The 18,320-nt window shown below is 56.9% G+C and carries 18 protein-coding genes; 11 read left to right on the top strand and 7 right to left on the bottom strand.

Features of this window, described 5'->3' with window-relative positions; all coding sequences use genetic code 11:
- Nucleotides 1-231: 231 nt before the first annotated feature.
- Nucleotides 232-1,392 (bottom strand): acyl-CoA dehydrogenase family protein, encoded by a 1,161-nt coding sequence (locus CLV88_RS15870; protein ID WP_106609387.1) that lies wholly within the window; start codon nucleotides 1,390-1,392, stop codon nucleotides 232-234.
- A gap of 76 nt (nucleotides 1,393-1,468) precedes the next feature.
- Between CLV88_RS15870 and CLV88_RS15865 the strand changes: the two genes are divergently transcribed.
- Nucleotides 1,469-2,410: a GlxA family transcriptional regulator gene (locus CLV88_RS15865; RefSeq protein ID WP_106609386.1), complete on the top strand. Its 942-nt coding sequence runs from the start codon at nucleotides 1,469-1,471 to the stop codon at nucleotides 2,408-2,410.
- On the opposite strand, the gene CLV88_RS15860 is transcribed toward CLV88_RS15865, so the two are convergent.
- The 3 genes from CLV88_RS15860 to CLV88_RS15850 are packed head-to-tail and all read right to left on the bottom strand — an operon-like array spanning nucleotide 2,411 to nucleotide 5,172.
- Nucleotides 2,411-3,379, bottom strand: coding sequence for a sterol desaturase family protein (locus tag CLV88_RS15860; protein ID WP_106609385.1), 969 nt, complete (start codon nucleotides 3,377-3,379; stop codon nucleotides 2,411-2,413).
- Entirely contained in the window at nucleotides 3,376-4,386 is a 1,011-nt protein-coding gene (locus CLV88_RS15855; RefSeq protein WP_106609384.1) for a sterol desaturase family protein, read from the bottom strand. The genes CLV88_RS15860 and CLV88_RS15855 overlap by 4 nt, the downstream gene beginning before the upstream one ends.
- Nucleotides 4,387-4,416: 30 nt before the next feature.
- Nucleotides 4,417-5,172 carry a class II aldolase and adducin N-terminal domain-containing protein gene (locus CLV88_RS15850; protein WP_106609383.1) on the bottom strand — a complete coding sequence of 252 codons (756 nt, stop codon included), beginning with the start codon at nucleotides 5,170-5,172 and terminating at the stop codon, nucleotides 4,417-4,419.
- A gap of 117 nt (nucleotides 5,173-5,289) precedes the next feature.
- Here CLV88_RS15850 and CLV88_RS15845 point away from each other — a divergent pair, with 117 nt between their 5' ends.
- Nucleotides 5,290-6,153, top strand: coding sequence for a LysR substrate-binding domain-containing protein (locus CLV88_RS15845; protein ID WP_106609416.1), 864 nt, complete (start codon nucleotides 5,290-5,292; stop codon nucleotides 6,151-6,153).
- A gap of 175 nt (nucleotides 6,154-6,328) precedes the next feature.
- On the opposite strand, the gene CLV88_RS15840 is transcribed toward CLV88_RS15845, so the two are convergent.
- The gene (locus tag CLV88_RS15840) at nucleotides 6,329-6,748 is read right to left on the bottom strand and encodes a VOC family protein (RefSeq protein ID WP_106609415.1); all 420 of its coding nucleotides are present in this window, start codon (nucleotides 6,746-6,748) and stop codon (nucleotides 6,329-6,331) included.
- A 70-nt stretch (nucleotides 6,749-6,818) separates the two neighbouring features.
- On the opposite strand from CLV88_RS15840, the gene ade reads away from it, so the two are divergent.
- The 4 genes from ade (at nucleotide 6,819) to CLV88_RS15820 (ending at nucleotide 12,023) form a co-directional block, all read left to right on the top strand.
- Nucleotides 6,819-8,636: an adenine deaminase gene (ade, locus tag CLV88_RS15835; RefSeq protein WP_106609382.1), complete on the top strand. Its 1,818-nt coding sequence runs from the start codon at nucleotides 6,819-6,821 to the stop codon at nucleotides 8,634-8,636.
- Entirely contained in the window at nucleotides 8,633-10,111 is a 1,479-nt protein-coding gene (locus CLV88_RS15830; protein WP_106609381.1) for an AMP nucleosidase, read from the top strand. Before ade ends, CLV88_RS15830 begins: the two co-directional genes overlap by 4 nt.
- A gap of 157 nt (nucleotides 10,112-10,268) precedes the next feature.
- A complete protein-coding gene (locus tag CLV88_RS15825) occupies nucleotides 10,269-10,556 on the top strand; it encodes an HU family DNA-binding protein (protein ID WP_106609380.1) in 288 nt (95 codons plus the stop codon).
- A 276-nt stretch (nucleotides 10,557-10,832) separates the two neighbouring features.
- Nucleotides 10,833-12,023, top strand: a complete 1,191-nt coding sequence (locus CLV88_RS15820) for an MFS transporter (protein WP_106609379.1) — start codon at nucleotides 10,833-10,835, stop codon at nucleotides 12,021-12,023.
- 19 nt (nucleotides 12,024-12,042) lie between these two features.
- Here the strand turns inward: CLV88_RS15820 and CLV88_RS15815 are convergent, their stop codons facing one another.
- Both CLV88_RS15815 and CLV88_RS15810 read right to left on the bottom strand, forming a co-directional pair.
- Complete coding sequence (locus tag CLV88_RS15815) at nucleotides 12,043-12,411, bottom strand: VOC family protein (protein ID WP_165798915.1); 369 nt, start codon at nucleotides 12,409-12,411, stop codon at nucleotides 12,043-12,045.
- Complete coding sequence (locus tag CLV88_RS15810) at nucleotides 12,408-13,070, bottom strand: potassium channel family protein (protein WP_165798914.1); 663 nt, start codon at nucleotides 13,068-13,070, stop codon at nucleotides 12,408-12,410. Before CLV88_RS15810 ends, CLV88_RS15815 begins: the two co-directional genes overlap by 4 nt.
- Nucleotides 13,071-13,175: 105 nt before the next feature.
- On the opposite strand from CLV88_RS15810, the gene CLV88_RS15805 reads away from it, so the two are divergent.
- From CLV88_RS15805 to CLV88_RS15785, 5 genes are all read left to right on the top strand, one after another.
- The gene (locus CLV88_RS15805) at nucleotides 13,176-14,261 is read left to right on the top strand and encodes an AI-2E family transporter (RefSeq protein WP_165798913.1); all 1,086 of its coding nucleotides are present in this window, start codon (nucleotides 13,176-13,178) and stop codon (nucleotides 14,259-14,261) included.
- Nucleotides 14,258-15,322, top strand: coding sequence for an HlyD family secretion protein (locus CLV88_RS15800; protein WP_106609376.1), 1,065 nt, complete (start codon nucleotides 14,258-14,260; stop codon nucleotides 15,320-15,322). The genes CLV88_RS15805 and CLV88_RS15800 overlap by 4 nt, the downstream gene beginning before the upstream one ends.
- Complete coding sequence (locus CLV88_RS15795; protein WP_106609375.1) at nucleotides 15,312-16,472, top strand: DUF2955 domain-containing protein; 1,161 nt, start codon at nucleotides 15,312-15,314, stop codon at nucleotides 16,470-16,472. The genes CLV88_RS15800 and CLV88_RS15795 overlap by 11 nt, the downstream gene beginning before the upstream one ends.
- A gap of 183 nt (nucleotides 16,473-16,655) precedes the next feature.
- A complete protein-coding gene (locus tag CLV88_RS15790; RefSeq protein ID WP_106609374.1) occupies nucleotides 16,656-17,531 on the top strand; it encodes a DMT family transporter in 876 nt (291 codons plus the stop codon).
- 57 nt (nucleotides 17,532-17,588) lie between these two features.
- The gene (locus CLV88_RS15785) at nucleotides 17,589-18,302 is read left to right on the top strand and encodes a cytochrome c biogenesis CcdA family protein (RefSeq protein ID WP_106609373.1); all 714 of its coding nucleotides are present in this window, start codon (nucleotides 17,589-17,591) and stop codon (nucleotides 18,300-18,302) included.
- Nucleotides 18,303-18,320 lie beyond the last annotated feature (18 nt).

Below are 18,320 nucleotides of genomic sequence, written 5' to 3'. Positions count from 1 at the left end.
TTAGAGCGAAAGGAAGCAATGGTTCATTAACTTTAACGTGGGACACTTTTTCTTGCGGTACAGGCTGGGAAGCCGATGGCCGTGCGTGAGGAAGCCCGTTTGAGGGTCTTCAAAGGGGGCTGTCGGACAGGCGCCCCCTTTTTCTTCTTTATGTCCAAAATATCCTGGGGGTGTGGGGGCTTGCTCCCATCTGGTCGGATCGCGTAAGCGATCCGAAACACCTCGAACGCATCACGCACCCAATGGCCGCAGTAGTTCACGGCTGATGATATGTCGCTGGATCTCGCTGGTCCCATCCCAGATTCTCTCTACCCTCGCGTCGCGCCAGAACCGCTCCAACGGATAATCATCCATCAGCCCCATTCCGCCATGCACCTGGATCGCTGCATCTGTCACCCGCGCCAACATCTCGCTCGCATATAGCTTAGCCGACGCAATTTCACGGTTTGCGGGCACTGCAGCATCCAAACGGCTTGCCGCAGACAACGTCAGCAGATCCGCTGCGTCGATCTCGGTAATCATATCTGCAATCTGAAATCCAACGCCCTGGAATTTGCCAATCGGCTGACCAAACTGCTCACGTTGTGCCGCGTAGTCCAGTGCATAGTCAAATGCCCGCCGCGCACGGCCAACGCAAAATGCGGCCACTGTCAGCCGCGTCGCATAAAGCCATTCATTCATCACAGCAAAGCCACCATCGACTTCGCCCAACACTTGCGCATCCGACAAACGACAGTCGTCAAATTCCAGCACCATGTTCTTGTAGCCGCGATGGCTCACAGACTTGTACCCATCGCGTACTGTGAACCCGGATGTTCCGCGATCGACCAAAAAGGTCGTGATCCGCTTTTTCGGTCCGCGCGGTGTCTGATCCTCACCCGTCGCTACAAAGACAATAAAGAAATCTGCATGTTCCGCGCCGCTGATGAAATGCTTGGTGCCATTCAGCACCCAATCCCCACCGTCGCGCACCGCTGCACATTTCATGCCGCGCACATCCGAGCCAGCACCCGGCTCTGTCATAGCCAGCGCGTCCATTTTCTCACCGCGCACAGCAGGGAACAAATACTTTTCCTGCTGCTCACCCTCGCACGCCATCAGGATATTCTGCGGCCGCCCAAAGAAATGCGTCAACGCCATCGACCCGCGCCCCAGCTCGCGCTCAACCAGCGCAAATTCCAGATAGCTCAGCCCTGCACCGCCAACTTCTTCAGGAAAATTGCAGGCGTAAAACCCAAGTTCCAGTGTCTTGGCCTTGATACGCTCCGCCACCTCAATGGGCACTTCGCCGCTGCGCTCCACGACATCTTCGTGCGGATATATCTCGTTCTCCACAAAACTGCGGACAGTCGAGACAATCATCTCCTGCTCTTCACTCAGACCAAACTGCATGTCACAACTCTCCTGTTAGCGTGGTACCACTAGAAATATCTTGCGCGCCGACATCATGCGGAATTAGATTATTTTCATGCCGATCTGGTCAAACCGTTCCTCCGCAACGCAGCAAACGGGCGTTCTTCTGTTCGATGGATTCTCGAACCATTGCCTGGCCAACACGATCGAACCGATGCGTGCCGCCAACAGGCTCTCTCGCCGCGCGCTATACGACTGGACCTTCCTGTCGCTCGACGCCCGCCCGGTGGCCAGCTCCTCTGGCCTGCCTGTAGCACCACATGATCGCCTCAACGCCGCCGCAGGTGACATGCTCATCGTCATGCCATCTTACGGCTATCGCGACCTTGGCGGTTGGACGACAGGCGCCGCGTTGCGCGCCGCCGCACACCGCTTCAAATCTCTCACCGCCATGGACACAGGCAGCTGGCTCTTGGCCGAGGCTGGCCTGCTCGACGGATTTCGCGCAACAATTCACTGGGAGGAACTGACCACTTTTGCCGAACGGTTCCCCCAAGTTGATGCCCAGCGCGAGCGTTACATCGTCGACCGCAACCGCATAACCTGTTCGGGTGCAATGGCCGCGTTTGACCTTACGCTCCACCTGATCGGCGAATCCCATGGTCAGGCCCTTGCACTTGAAGTCGCCCAACTCTTTATGACCCGCGACAGCGCGCGCTCTCATGGTGGCGGCGCCACACCCACCGGGCGGCTTGTCAATCGCGCATTGGCGCTAATGCAGGAAACCCTTGAAACGCCTTTGCCCATTGGACAAATTGCCAAACGCTGTGGGTCAACACAAAAACGGCTGGAAACCATGATGCGTGACCAACTCGGCGCATCCCCCCAGACCGTCTACCGTCGCCAGCGCCTCACCCTTGCGCGCAAACTCGTCACCGAAACGGACCTCTCGGTCTCTGAAATCGCTCTGCGCAGCGGCTATGCAGACCCTGCGGCCATGACACGCGCCTTCAAAGCCGAATTCGCCACAACGCCGCGTGCCATTCGACAGGCCTGACTACCGGCGGCTCCGCGTTTTGAGCCGCTCCTTCATCATCACCTTGCCCGCCTCGGTTCCATCATGAAACGTGCCAAAAAACTTGTCCCACGGCACCTCCAGTGTGCCGTAATTCACTTCGAAATACCGGTGATGCAACTGATGGTGGAAGTTACCCAAATGCACCCGCTTGCGCCCCGCGGCCCACAGCCCTTCAAATCCGGTATGCGAGGTGATCGCATACAGCCCAAAGAACATCAAATGTGCCACCAGATGGATCGGATGGCTCGGCACTACAAAATGCACCAGCGCAGTGCCAAAATAAAAGACATGCTCGACCGGATGCATCGATAGCCCCGACCATGGGCCCACATCAGTGTTGCGATGGTGCAATGCGTGAAACCGATAAAACAGGTCAGAATGCAACACCCTGTGTATCCAATAGAAATACAGGCTCTCCCAAATCGGGATCAGAAAAAAGAATGCCACAAACCAAACCGCGCCATCACTCCATGTCCATACTGGCGCATACCCGTTGGCCATCGCCCACCAGATCAACACTTCGTAAGCTGACCATATCGTCACCCCGGAGGCCGTCGCCCAAAACACGTTGTCCCAAAATTGATCGCCAAAGGTAAACATGCGCCCCTGTCGCGGAAACGGACGCGGATCGTATTTTTTGTCCCCACCTTGCAGGCCGCCCGCATGAAACACCCAATGTAGCCCCTGCGCGACCAGCACCACCAAAACCAGATTGCGCGCCCAGATTCCCAACACCCACCAGCTCAAGGTTCCGGTTTGCTCCAACGATGGCGCAGCCCATAGGTACACGGCACACGCCAGCGAAACGATGGCCAAATTGATCGATACAGGAAACCAACCCGACCAGTACCAACGTAGAACGCCGCGCGGGTCAGGTGGCCACTGCCAGAGCGGATTTACCGGGATTGGCACCTGATCTGGCATATGGTTCCACTCTGATTTGCTCATCTGGTGTACATTTGTTTCTTATGCGCCCTGGTGCGTTTTGTGCCCTCTGCTGACCCATCATGGAACGTGCCGAACCACCTGTCGAATGGAATCTCTGACGTGCCATAGTTGCACTCGAAATACCGGTGATGCAGCTGATGAAAGAAGTCGCCGGATTTGGCGACCTCGCTCTCTTTGGCAACCAGCTTTTCAAACCCGCAATGCGAGAATACCGGGCTGATCTGCTGAAAATAGACATGGAACATTAGGTGCATGGGATGGCTCGGGATGATCAGATGCACAAAGTATGTTGTGAAATAGAACATGTTCTCATACCAATGGTTCGAAATCCCCGACCACGGCCCCACGTTCACATTACGATGATGTACCGCGTGCACATGCTTGTATAGCTTTGGGTGATGTTCCAACCGATGCACCCAATAAAAATGCATACTCGACCACATGGGAATCAACGCCATCCACAGCACGAAGAACACCGGCGTCTCGGCAAATGTCACCGTTGGAATCCAGCCATTGGCCATCAACCACAAGATCAGACATTGATACACCGTCGCAACGCTCATCGCGCTGCCCAATGTCCACCAGATGTTGTCGAGCACCTGATTGTTGAATGTAAACGTGCCGTTCTTGCGGGTCAGCTCACGCTTGTCGAATTTCTTGGTCATCCCCTGACCCTTGCGCATATAGAGCCACCAATGCAGCCCGCCCGCCACAAGCGTCTGAGGGATCACGTTCATCATCCAAACCGTGAAAACCCACCCCACCTGAAAGGTCCTCATCGTCTCCAGAGGTGGCAGCACAAAGGCATAGATCAGCAGGGCAATCACAAACGGCACCGTTAGCGCGGTGATCATCAGCCACGCCCCACGATACCAATCCCACACCGCTTTCACGCGGAGCGGCCACTGAAATAGCGGGTTCAACCGAACCGGTTGTGGCGGGCGGTAATGCCACCGTTCCCCTTCGCCATCATTGATGAAATCATCGTGCACCAGATCATGAGTCATCGCGCGTTCCTCCCAAATTGCGCTGTCGGTTCAGGTCGCGTAATCGGCGCCTTCACTGTCCAGAATGGCCTTCAGCTCAGCCAAATGGCGCACATCCTGCTCGGGATACTCCTCCAGTTCCTGCGCGGTCTTCTCAGCCACATTATCCGGCAAGACACGCAGCGGCTGCCCCGTCTGCAAGGCGCGGATATATGTCTCTGCTGCACGTTCAAAGTAATAGAGCCGGTTGAAAGTCTCTGCGACGCTATCTCCGATCACCATCACACCATGGTTGCCCATAATCATCGTCTTGACCTTGGGGTCAGTCAGCAACTCGGCACAGCGCTCACCTTCTTCCTCAAACGCCAGCCCGCCATATTGCTCGTCAATCACATAGCGATTAAAAAACGTTGCACAGTTTTGATCAATCGGCAGCAACCGACTATCCGCCAAAGACGCCAGAACGGTCGCAAAGATCGAATGCACATGCATGGCACAGCGCGCATGACAACAATGGCGGTGAATGCCGCCGTGCAGCCCCCACGCAGTCGGGTCCGGCGCATCTGGCCCCTCCAGCGTTTCCGGGTCATTCGCATCCACAACAATCAGATCGCTCGCCTTGATCCGACTGAAATGCCTTTGGTTCGGATTCATCAAAAACCTGGTGCCGTCGTCATTGATAGACAGGCTGAAATGGTTCGCGACACCTTCATGCAAGTTCAGCCGCGCTGTCCAGCGAAACGCCGCCGCCAAGTCTACTCGTTCCTGCCAATTCTCCATATTGGGTCGCAACTCTGTCACGCTCATGGCGGATCATCCTTCGCTAAAGTGTTTTCACCAAAACACTGCCGCAAACCCGATGTCCTTTACCAACGAAAAAAACAAGGGTACCTCATAAGCTCAACTAATGCTTAGGTAATGCAAATGTCGCTCGGCCTTCCCCCGCTGAACTGGCTGCGCGCCTTTGAGGCCGCAGCCCGCACGCTGTCCTTCACCGGCGCGGCCCAGGAGCTCAACATAACTCAAAGCGCGGTGAGCCAGCAGATCAAAGCGCTCGAAGGCCATCTGGGCCAACCCCTCTTCCACCGCCGCCAGCGCGCGCTGGAACTGACCCGCACCGGCTTGCTATATCTACCCGTGGTACGCGACGCGTTCCGGACACTCTCTCGTGGTACTCGCGCCGTGCTTGGCCCGGAGCGGCATGTGTTGCAGGTCCAATGCAACATCACGTTCGCCATCCACTGGCTTGCCCCTCGGATCGCTCGGTTCCAAGCGCGCCACCCGGAAATCCGCCTGAATCTGCGCACCGAACTCTGGGAACCCCGCGACATGGCCGAAGGTGCAGACCTTGAAATTCGCTACAGCTTGCGCCCTGCTGAGCACCTTCGCGCGCGCCTACTAAGGCGCGACCACTATTACCCCGTAACCGCACCAAACTATGCCGTCGCGCTCAGCGACCTACACACCCACTCGCTGTGGGATTGCGCGAACCTGATGTGCAACTGGCCCAGCTGGGCCGAAGACCAAAACCTGCAATGGCCCAATCCTCACGTCACATACGCAACCACATACTCGGTAACAATGGCTGTAGCCGCTGCCGGTGCCGGTATCGCACTGGCCCATGACACAATTGCCCACACTCACCTCGCTAAGGGATCACTCGTCGCCCCATTCGACCACCGTGTCGCCATGGAAGAAGCATATTATCTAGTTTCTGCACCGCACGCGGCCGACATGCCCAGCGCGACAGCGTTCACCACATGGCTGCTCGAAGAACTGGAACCGTAATGCTCCCAACCATTTGAAACGCAGCATGCTGCGTTTCAAATGGTTGGGCCCGGCTCAGCAAGCTGAGCCCTTTGGGTATTTAGTAACATTGAGAAATCAATCGCCAAAGGTCTTCGCAATCTTTCTCAGTACTCCGGGGGAGTCGCCAAAATGCGACGGGCGTAGCACTACCAAATCAAAGCGGCCGCGACGCAACCCAAGCATAACCGTTGTCGCAAAGCAGATAGCATTCTCGCAAACCGTGAGGTTTGTCTTTGGGTTCCTGAAGCACATGCATTCCCACGTCTCTTCCTCTTCGAACAGCTTCATCCGGGTCTGTGTCGTAGAGATGGATTTCCAGCCCAGCACCTCGGGCACCTGCCTCTGGAAGCAAACCCAGCAAAGGATGGGAGTGAAAGGTTCCATCTGCGTGCACCTGAAATACCTGATCGCCATAGGTAACGATCGCAAAATCCTTGGTAACTTGATACGATTTCATGTCAAAAACCGTCTCTAACACAGCGCAAAACGCAGGCACTTCACGCACCAACAGGTTCAACCCTATCCCGCGCAACGACTTACCAAACGTCCCAGCATCTACCGTTTCAAAGTCCACCTGAAACACCTTTCGCAAAAGCTTCACACCCCATGCTTGAACACCGCCTCGCCTCATGTCAACGTGGGCCATGGAGCAAACACCTTTCAACAGTTGGGCCGACGTGGCCCCCCGTCTCGTCGCCGTCGCTGCAGGTCGCGATGCAGCAGATACAGTCATTCGCAAGGGCCAGTGGGTCAACGTGCACACGCGCGAAGTCCTGCCGGATCACGACATTGCCATTGCCGAAGGCCGCATTGCCTATGTCGGCCCCGATGCCAGCCATTGCGTCGGCCCGGACACCGAAATCATCGAAGCAAATGGCCGCTTCATGATCCCCGGCCTGTGCGATGGCCATATGCATATCGAATCCGGCATGCTCACTCCCGCCGAATTTGCCCGCGCTGTGATCCCGCACGGCACAACCTCCATGTTCACCGACCCACACGAGATCGCCAATGTTCTGGGTCTCGAAGGCGTGCGCATGATGCATGACGAGGCGCTGATGCAGCCCGTCAATATTTTCACGCAAATGCCTTCCTGCGCGCCCAGCGCACCGGGCCTCGAAACCACCGGATTCGAAATTGGTCCCGATGATGTGGCCGAGGCCATGAACTGGCCTGGCATCATCGGCCTGGGCGAAATGATGAACTTCCCCGGCGTGGTTAACGGCTCGCAACAAATGCTAGCCGAGATCGCGGCCACGCAAACCGCCGGTAAAACAGTTGGCGGCCACTATGCGTCCCCCGACCTTGGCCCGGCTTTCCATGCATACGCCGCTGGCGGTCCCGCCGATGACCACGAAGGCACCTGCGAGGCGGACGCCATCGCTCGGGTCCGTCAGGGTATGCGCTCAATGATGCGCCTCGGTTCAGCTTGGTATGACGTCGAAACCCAGATCACCGCCGTCACCAAAAAGGGCCTCGATCCGCGTAATTTCATCCTCTGTACGGATGATTGCCACTCGGGCACGTTGGTCAATGACGGCCATATGAACCGCGTGGTGCGCCACGCCATTGCCTGTGGCTGTGATCCGGTGATTGCCCTGCAAATGGCAACCATCAACACGGCCACGCATTTTGGTTTGGAACGGGATCTTGGTTCTATCACGCCCGGTCGTCGCGCCGACGTGATACTGACAAGCGACCTTTCTACGTTACCGATCGAACATGTCATCGCTCGTGGCAAAACCGTTGCCCTGAATGGCGCCATCACCGTCGAATGCCCACATTACTATTGGCCCGATCAATCGCGCCAAACTGTCAATCTGGGTCGCGCGCGCACTGCGAACGATTTTGCGATCCAGGCCCCCACAGGCGCGCAATCTGTCTCTGCCAGCGTCATCGGTGTAGTCGAAAATCAGGCCCCAACCAAGGCACTGACCTGTCAGTTGCCGGTGCGAGAAGGGCTCGTAGAGACCGACGAGCTGCCCTCCGAAACCGATGTCTGCCAAATCGCGTTGGTGGAACGACACCGCGCCACAGGCGCGACAACCAACGGGTTTGTCTCGGGCTTTGGCTACTCCGGCAAAATGGCCATGGCCTCCACCGTAGCCCATGACAGCCACCACATGATCGTGGTCGGCACCTGTCGCGAAAACATGGCACTGGCCGCAAACCGCCTCGGCGAGGTTGGAGGTGGCGTCACCGTATTTCAGGACAGTCAGGAAATCGCCCTTGTCGAGCTGCCCATTGCCGGCCTCATGTCCGACAGTCCCGCCACCGAGGTCGCTGCCAAGGCCCAAGCCATGGTTGACGCCATGGAACGCTGTGGATGCACACTCAACAATGCTTATATGCAGCATTCCCTTCTGGCGCTTGTCGTCATCCCGGAACTGCGCATCTCAGACCTCGGCCTTGTCGATGTCACCACATTCGAACTCACTGACGTGATCAAAGGACAGTCATGACTCCCGCTCAAATCGCAGTCCAGACCCCAGACATCCCCGCCGCAGAATTCTTTACCGACGCCACCGCCGCCGTGGATCGGCTCGAAGATCTCTATCGGATCGCAACCAACTACCTGTGCCACCACTTCTCTGAAGCACTTGGCAAAGGCCCGTCTGACCACCGTATCCGCGCCTTTTACCCGGAAATCCGACTGACAACGACCAGCTTTGCCAAGGTAGACTCGCGCCTTTCTTTTGGTCATATCGCAGAGCCGGGCGCGCATACCGCGACCATCACCCGGCCCGATTTGTTCCGCAACTACCTGATCCAGCAAATCGACCTGTTGCTGACCAATCATGGTGTGCCTGTTCAGATCGGCGCATCGCGCACGCCGATTCCGGTGCATTTTGCGGTCGCCAATGATTCCAGCATCACCGTGCCTCAGGACGGCGCCGCAGACTTTACCCTTCGCGACATCTTTGATGTGCCGGACCTGTCGACCACCAATGACGACATCGTCAACGGAACAGCCACCGAAGACGACACCGGCACCGGCCCGCTTGCACCCTTTACGGCCCAGCGCGTCGACTACTCCCTCGCGCGGCTCAGCCATTACACCGCCACCGATGCCGAGCACTTCCAGAACCATGTGCTGTTTACCAACTACCAGTTCTACGTCACCGAATTCGAAGCATATGCCCGCAAGATGTTGGCCGACCCGACATCGGGGTATATCTCGTTTGTCAGCACCGGCAATGTCGAGATCTCGGACGCCAATGCAGAGATTCCACCCGTCGACAAACAACCTCAAATGCCAACCTATCACCTCAAGCGCGCCGACGGTTCCGGCATCACGCTGGTCAATATTGGCGTGGGCCCCTCAAATGCCAAGACAGCAACCGATCACATCGCCGTCCTGCGCCCTCACGCCTGGGTCATGGTCGGTCACTGTGCGGGGCTGCGCAACTCACAGTCCTTAGGAGACTTTGTCCTTGCCCATGCTTACCTGCGAGAAGACCACGTGCTCGATGACGACTTGCCGGTCTGGGTGCCTATTCCCGCGCTGGCCGAAGTTCAGATCGCATTGGAAAACGCCGTTGCCGACGTGACCGACCTCACAGGGTATGACCTTAAACGTGTGATGCGAACCGGCACCGTGGCCACCATTGATAACCGCAACTGGGAGTTGCGCGAGCACACCGGACCGGTTCAGCGACTTAGCCAATCCCGCGCCATCGCCCTTGATATGGAAAGCGCAACAATCGCGGCCAACGGTTATCGTTTCCGCGTCCCCTATGGCACCCTGCTTTGTGTCTCCGACAAACCACTTCACGGCGAACTCAAACTTCCCGGCATGGCGTCGGATTTCTACAAAACACAGGTTGCACGCCATCTGATGATCGGGATACGAGCCATGGAAGCACTGCGTGAAATGCCTCTTGAGCGCCTGCATTCCCGTAAATTGCGCTCATTTGACGAGACCGCGTTCTTGTGACGCTGGGTAAACAGCTCGCGTTCTCAGCGAAAACCAGCCAAAAACCGCTAAAAAACGTAGTTTTTTGCAACACAACAGATTGTGTTGACATACTATATCCCGTTAAATGCCGGGCACGAGGCCCAATAAATTCGGGCAGACCCAAGGAGACCTGAAAATGGCGAAACCGATGACCAAGACCCAACTCGTTGCCGCGCTGGCCGAGGAAATGGGCTCTGACAAAAAATCTGCAGGCGCAGCTCTGGAAGCAGTTTGTGCACTGATCACCCGCGAAGTATCGGGCGGCGGCGCTGTAACTCTGCCAGGCGTCGGCAAAATCTATTGCCGCGAACGCCCCGAGCGCATGGTGCGTAACCCTGCCACTGGCGAGCAGATCAAGAAAGAAGCCGACAAGGTAGTCAAGATGACTATCGCCAAAGCGTTGAAAGACAGCGTTAACGGCTAAGCTTTCGCTTAACGAGTTTTCCAAAGGGTCGCCCACCGGGCGGCCCTTTTTCGTTTGTCACGAGGTCGACAAGCACGGTCAGGTTATGACGAAACAAGTGCGGCAAGGCGTATTAGTGCAACAGCACCATTCGCGGCATCCTCGTGGGCTTAAGCATGCATTCCTCTTGGCAACACTTTGCGGACCATTTCGATCCTGACAACCATCGCCAAGACTGTAACACCGCACACAAAACTTGATTTGTCTAAACTCTGGCTCCGCCACATAGGATAGACGATGACCCAGCGCCAAAGTTCCAAATTAGCATTACTCTTCACAATGGAGATCTTTTCGGGACTTTCTCGAGGCAGCTTTCTTGTCTGTATAGGCTGGACCACTCTAATAGTGACCAACGATGTAGGCCGTGTTGGTCAGGCTTTTATTGTCTCAATGTTAACCATGTTCTTGCTTGGTCCCTTCATCGGTACAATTGTCGACCGCCATTCCCATAAATGGCTGGTGATCCTCGCTCACCTCTCCATCGCAATGATGCTCGGTTGGCTGGGTTTCGCATGGGTTGCAACTGCCATGCCTGCCATCTGGCCATTGTTTTTAATCATCGCCGCCACCAGTGCCTTACGGCTGATGCACAACTCCGCCCATGATGGCTTGATTCAGGCCGCCACGTCACCGTCCCGCGTCATGACCACAGTTGCCCGGTTCCGTGCGGTGCATCTGATCGCCACCGCCATTGGCACTGTCCTTTCTGGGCTTGTGATCGAACATATTTCCCCCGCCTCTGGCTTTCTCTTTTCTGCGGCCTGCTCGCTGGTGCTCTGCCTGCCGATGTTGTTCATCCACGCGCCCAAAACCGCGCCCGCCACCAAAACCAAGCCCACCTTTTTTGCCGACATGCGGGCCAGCTTTGCCATCTTCACCGAAAATCGGGCCCTCCGCCTTCTCGCCCTCCTTGCCGCCGTCAGCCTCCCTGTCGGCCAACTCTCTAACGCAGCACTGTCTTCACTCGTGCGCAACGACCTTGGTAAAGGCAGCGACGCCTTTGGCTTTGTCGAAGGGGCGTGGCCTGTCGGCGGAATGCTCGCGGCCGCCCTGCTCAGCCTCGGTCTTGCCGGGATGACCAAACGCAATATGGAATACATCTTTGCGACACTCGCCGGGCTGGCCACCCTTGGCCTCTCGCTCGCCCCGTCGATACCCACACTTGCCCTACTGCACGCCGCGATGGGCATGTTCGTTTGGCTTTGCCGAATTGTGATCGACGGGCGAATTCTCCAGCTCACCACTTCAGAAAATGTTGGGCGCACAAAGGTCGGCGTTGAAATGGCCTTTAGCCTCGCCGCACTGATCATGTGCCTCTCGCCCACTTTGGCGCCCCTGCCCAGCGCTGCGCCCTATTTCATGTTTTGGGGCGGCCTTGTGACCCTTGTCGCACTGCTCATCTGGGCCTTTGACCGCAAGAACCCGTAGCTGACCAAACAGGTCAACCTCAGTCCAGAAACGTCTGCACCTCGATGACATAGCCGTTTGGATCTTCGCAAAAAAAGCTGTAAATCCCGAAACGCTCCAGCACTTCAGGCGCCCCCCTGACCTTAGCACCGGTGGCATGTACGCGCTCAAACCACACATCCACCGCGTCCCGATCCTCTACCAACAATGTGATCATGCCGCCTTTGGGTTCTACGACACGACCTGCAAACGCCTCGCACACTCCGATTTGCGCAGCCTTACCAGACTCGAAAATCATCGCACAGCCAGCATCCCGGACGACCGACAGGCCCAGCACATCGCGGTAAAACGGAACCACTTCCGCCAACCGCTCGCAATAAACCCACGTTATCTGTCCCGTGATGCTCACTTCAACCGACCAACACTGCGCCCAATAAAGATCGCAACAAACATCGTGCCCGCGACAGCCTGCAAACCTGTCAATGTACGTGGCAAATCGGCCGCTGGCGTGATCTCGCCGTAGCCCACGGTCGTCATGGTGATCATGCTGAAATACATGAACGCACCGCGTGGTGACTCGCTGACATCATCTGGCAGGTTGAAACTACCGGGATGCATCGCCTCGATTCGCCAATAGATCAGCCCCCAGATCACGGCCATCAACAGATAACTGAACACCCCGCTCGCCAGCCGTTCGTATTCGCTCTCGACCGGGGCAAACAACTGCCGAAACCCGATAATCATGCAGCCAAACAGCAAAATGCCTGAATCGAGAAACAGACAAATATCCAGCAACGGGCTGGGCGACATTTCGTTCAGCAAGACCAGCACAAACCAAATCGCCACCGGAACAACCATCACGGCCCTTAGCCACGTGCGCCGCTCGGTCGCCCCCACAACCCCCAGAAACAAGATGCTCATCGCGATCAGCGTTATCTGATCCAACCCGCTCACCTGGCGCTGGAATCCGTCCATCAAAATCAGAAATGTCACCACACACAGCAGCACTGTCCACCGCTGATGCGCGATCAAAGACCTCAATCCATTGCTTTTTTGCGTTTCGGCCAATTTTTCTATCCTCGAAAACTCTTGCATATGCCACACTGGCCGCAAGGGCCGGAAAATTCAACAACCAGCCTACTCAAAGCGGATATTCCGAGGGAAGCCATAGAAATGAACGAATTTGATGAACGACGTGTAATTGACCTTGGGATCAGGCTCTTGTTCTTGGCCTTATTCCTGTATGCCGCCCTTCTGATCGTCGCGCCTCTGGCCGGGATCGTGCTCTGGGCGGTGATTCTGGCTGTGGCCATTTATCCGCTGTTTGACTGGCTTGCGCAAAAACTCGGCGGGCGGCGCGGTTGGGCGTCTACAATCATCGTCCTGATCGGCCTCGCTGTGACGATCGGGCCCATCGCGGCCTCTGTTGCAACTCTTGCCGAATATGGCGCTGGATTGACGGATCGTCTCTCAAGCGGCGATCTCAAACTGCCACCCCCTCCTGAGCGCATCAACGAATGGGAGGTACTTGGCCCAAAGATCCAAGAGGTATGGTCCCTGTTTGACAACAACCTCGCCACCGCAATCGACCAGTACGGAGAGGTTATTCTCCACTTTGGTACCACCGTGTTGGGCAAGCTGGCCGGTGTCGGCGTTGGCCTTCTGGCCATGGCCCTCTCGATCATCGTGATGGGGATGATGCTGTCACCCGGACCGAAGCTAGGTGAAATGCTGCAAAATTTCGGCAACCGCGTTTTCGCGCCAAAGGGCGGCGAATTTGTCGACCTCGCCGCCGCCACCGTACGCAATGTCTCGCGTGGCGTGCTGGGTGTCGCGGCCATTCAGGCTTTTCTCGCAGGCGTCGTTATGCTCGTCTTCGGGATCGATGCCGCGGGACCGCTCGCAATTCTATGCTTGATCCTTGGCATTATTCAGGTTGGCCCTGCGCCCGTGATCATTCCGGTAATCATCTGGGCATGGTCCGCCATGACACCGGGCATTGCGCTTGTTTTCACCATCATCATGGTACCTGTCATGATCATGGACAACTTCCTGCGCCCGATCTTCATCGCACGTGGCCTTGAAACCCCGATCCTCGTCATACTCGTTGGCGTAATCGGCGGTGTCCTTTCGGGCGGCATTGTTGGTATTTTCATCGGCCCTGTCATCCTCTCGGTGTTCTACGAACTTGTCATGGCTTGGATGAACGCAGACGCCCCCTCCGAAGAAGACGCCGAAAGCGAGGAGGCCCCTTCATGAAGCGCGCATTCTGGATAACCCTTGCCTGTCTGGTCGTGATCCTCGGCTGGTACCTTGCCGCCGACCGGATCACACCGTTCACCAGCAACGCGCGCGTCAAGGCGATCATCACTCCGATCACGCCACAAGTGTCCGGTACAATTGTCGAGGTGCGCGCCAGCAATGGCTCCATCGTTGAAGCGGGCGATGTTCTCGCCATCATCGACCCACGCAGTTATGAAATTCAGCGTGATCGCGCCAAGGCAGATCTCGCCCGCGCCACACAAGACGTCGGCGCGGATTCTGCAGATGTCGAAAGCGCGCAAGCCACCTTGTCTCGTGCAGAAGCTGACCTTGAAACCGAAAAGCTGCAATCCAGCCGCGTCTTCGAGCTCGAAGCCAAGGGCCTAGTCGCTGTCGCCAAGGCGGACGAAGCCCGCCGCCGCATGTCTGAGGCTGAGGCGGATGTCGAACGCGCCCGCGCTGATCTTGAGAGTGAAAAGACTGCGCTTGGTTCCACCGGAGAGGATAACCCACGCATTCAAAAGGCTCTTGCCGAATTGGCTGATGCAGAACTCAAGCTCAGCTGGACCACCTTGTCCGCCCCTGCGCGCGGCGTGGTCTCAGACCTTGATCTCGCCTCAGGCAGCTATGCCCGCTCTGGCCAGGACATCATGACATTTTTGGATGCCACCAATGTCTGGGTCGAAGCTTATCTGACCGAGAACAATATGGGGCGCATCAGGATTGGCGCACCTGTCGACGTTGTGTTGGACATGCACCCCGGCCGCGTCATCAAAGGCGAAATCGCCAGTTTTAGCGGCGCCAGCTCAGATGGCACAAACTCCAAACCCGGTGAACTTGCCTCAATCCCACGCGCTGCCGGATGGCTGCGTGATCCTCAACGTTTCCCGGTCCGCATTATTCTGCCGGGTTACACTGCCGGCGATGAAACTGACGATGTGCGCTACAATGTGAATGGTCAGGCCGACGTGATCGTTTACACCAGCGAAAGCACTTTGCTGAACTTGATTGGGCGCGCTTATATACGTGTCGTATCATGGTTCTCCTATGCCTACTGACGCGGCCAGCCCCCCAGAGGCACGCACCGCCACCACCGGCGATGCCCCGGACCTAATCAAAGAAATGGCGCCGCCTAAACTTTCGCGGGCGGCGCAGAAACGTGGCCTGCGCCTTGCTCTTGGCGCCAGCGCCAGCTTTTCCGTGGCTATTCTTGCTGGATGGCCACTCGCTACGTTTTCGACGGTCTTTGTTGTTCTGTTCCTGCAAGGCCCCGCACCGATGCCGGGCCGCGCGATGTGGAAACTGTTTCAAACGGCCTTCGTGTTCCTTGCCTTCTCTTGGATGCTGTCTTCGGCCCTGCTCGCCTATCCGGTGCCATATCTGATGGCCATCGCCACCGCTGTGGCCTTGTCTTTCTATTGGTCCACCACCGGCGCGGGCACGCTCGGTGTTGTATTGGCGCTGATGTCTGCCCTCATGATCCCCAATCTGGTGATCACTTCACGGGAACTGTCACTGATCCTTGTTGCTTGGATTCCTTTAAACTTGTTCGTGGCTTGGCTGTGGACGGTTCTGATGTTCACCCTCATCCCCCCTATTCCCTTACCCAGTGCATCGGCCAAATCCGCTGGTCCGCCCCCCGACCCCGCCCGACTGGTTCTGCGCATGTCGCTGGTGACAATTCCCTTTGCCATGCTGTTCTTCCTGTCAGGCAGTGGCATGATCGTGACTCTCCTGTTCGTCGCCCTCCTCTCTATGCAACTCGCCGCTGCCACTGGGGCAGGACCTAAAGTTGCCAAGGGGATGCTTATGGCAAATGTCATTGGTGGTATTGCCGCCATCATCGCCTACGAGCTCACCGTCATCGCACCCTTGATGCTCACCGCAATGCTCGCCTTTACGGTCGCGTCTATCGCACTTGCCCGCTGGTTTGTCTCGGAACGCGCGGACGCCTCTCTTGCGGGAACATCCATGAGCACCCTGGTCATTCTGTTTGGCGGCTCCATTGCCCCGTTTGGCGATGATGCCGATGTCAAAATGTTCGACCGCCTTTACCAGATCGGATTTGCGCTTGCCTTTGTTCTACTCGCATACCTCGTTGTGAACGCATTCCTGCCGACCATCCGCGCGGCGCGGCAAGACGCCCAAAAGAGCAACCTCAAAGAGTTAACGCGCAAGAAAGCCTCGACGCAACGCGCGGGCTCTTAACCGCCGGATTTATCCAAAACCGCACCGACGCAATACCGACGTTATACCGACGCATTGCCGACGTGCCATATCCCCGCTTTTCGACCCATTAACCACGTGTCGCACCTTACGACTTTCGGCGACGTTGTTGACGCTATGCAAAGCTGATAAAGCGACACTTGTTAACAAATGAGGCAACCTACAATGGACTTCCGCGCAATTGCCATGGGGTTGCTGTTCGCCTTCCTCTGGTCCTCTGCTTTCACCTCTGCGCGCATCATTGTCGCTGACGCACCGCCTTTTGCCATTTCCGCCATCCGCTTCACCATTGCCGGCGCCATCGGAGTCATAATCGCCCGCGCCATGGGGCAATCCTGGCATCTGACGCCCGCCCAATGGCGTGCCACACTGATCTTTGGTCTCTGTCAAAACGCCTTGTATTTAGGGCTAAATTTCCTCGCCATGACCACGGTCGAGGCATCTCTGGCCTCAATCATCGCCTCAGCCATGCCGCTCATCGTTGCACTGCTCGGCTGGGTCGTACTACGCGAGAAACTCCCGAGATTGGCCGCCTTCGGCCTTGTGGTCGGTTTTGCCGGCGTGATCCTGATCATGGGTGGTCGCATCAACGAAGGCGTTGATATGTTTGGTGTTTCTCTCTGCCTCATTGCCGCATTGGCGCTCGCCGTGGCCACGCTCATGATGCGTGGCGCCTCCTCGGGCGGAAACCTTATGATGATCGTCGGCCTTCAGATGTTTGTGGGCGCAGGCGTGCTCTTCATCGCCTCCCTGATCTTTGAAACATGGGAGTTCAACTGGAACTGGCGCATGGGCGCCGCCTTCACATACACCATCCTTGGGCCTGGGCTCTTGGCAACATTCCTCTGGTTCTCGCTGGTCGCCCGCATCGGCGCGGTTAAGGCGGCGACGTTTCACTTCCTCAACCCGTTCTTCGGCGTCGCTGTCGCAGCGGTGATCCTTGGGGAAAGTCTTGAAATCACAGATATTATTGGCGTATTCATCATCGCCGCTGGCATCCTCGCCGTACAGCTTTCGAAACATTCGACCACGCGCATGTGATCAAACGTCAGTGCAATTTGGGCTGACTCAGCGCACCCAAATTGGCACAAGGGTCCCATGGAATTCCTGTTTGCATATGGCGCGGGCCTGCTGACTTTGATCAACCCTTGCGTGGTTCCCGTCTTGCCCATCGTGCTGGCCACTGCATTGCAGGCCAGCCGCTATGGCCCCGTCGCTTTGGCCGCAGGCATGAGTCTGTCTTTTGTTGTGTTGGGCGTCGCAATCACCGCCTTTGGCTATGCGCTTGGACTGACCTCAGACACAATTGCCAAAGCTGGCGCCGTTCTGATGGTCTTCTTTGGTGTGGTCCTACTCATCCCTCGGTTTTCCTTGGCTTTTTCCACTGCGACCGCTGGCGTTGCCGCCCGTGCAGACACCGGCATGGACCACCTCGACCGCGCGTCCCTGAATGGCCAGTTTCTTGGCGGCCTGCTCCTCGGCGCAGTATGGAGCCCCTGTGTTGGCCCGACTCTGGGTGGGGCAATTTCACTTGCCAGCCAAGGCGAAAGCCTCGGCAAAGCGGCGTTCATCATGATCTTTTTCGCCCTCGGTGTTTCCACTTTGATCCTCGGACTGGGCTATGGCGCTCGATCCGCCCTGCAATCGCGTCAGGCCCTGATGCGTAGTCTCGCCGCCAAGTCCCGCCCGGTCATGGGGGCGATCTTCCTCGTCACCGGCCTCGCCCTGTTTTTTAACATTCACCACTATGTCGAAGGCTGGTTGCTCTCTGTTATGCCCGCATGGCTGGTCGACCTGTCCGTCACTCTCTGACCTCAAAGGAGTAATTGC

Source organism: Shimia abyssi (assembly GCF_003014475.1).
GTDB classification, from domain to species: domain Bacteria; phylum Pseudomonadota; class Alphaproteobacteria; order Rhodobacterales; family Rhodobacteraceae; genus Shimia; species Shimia abyssi.
The sequence above is the reverse complement of the archived record's forward strand: the minus strand, read 5'-3'. Positions and strand labels throughout refer to the sequence as shown.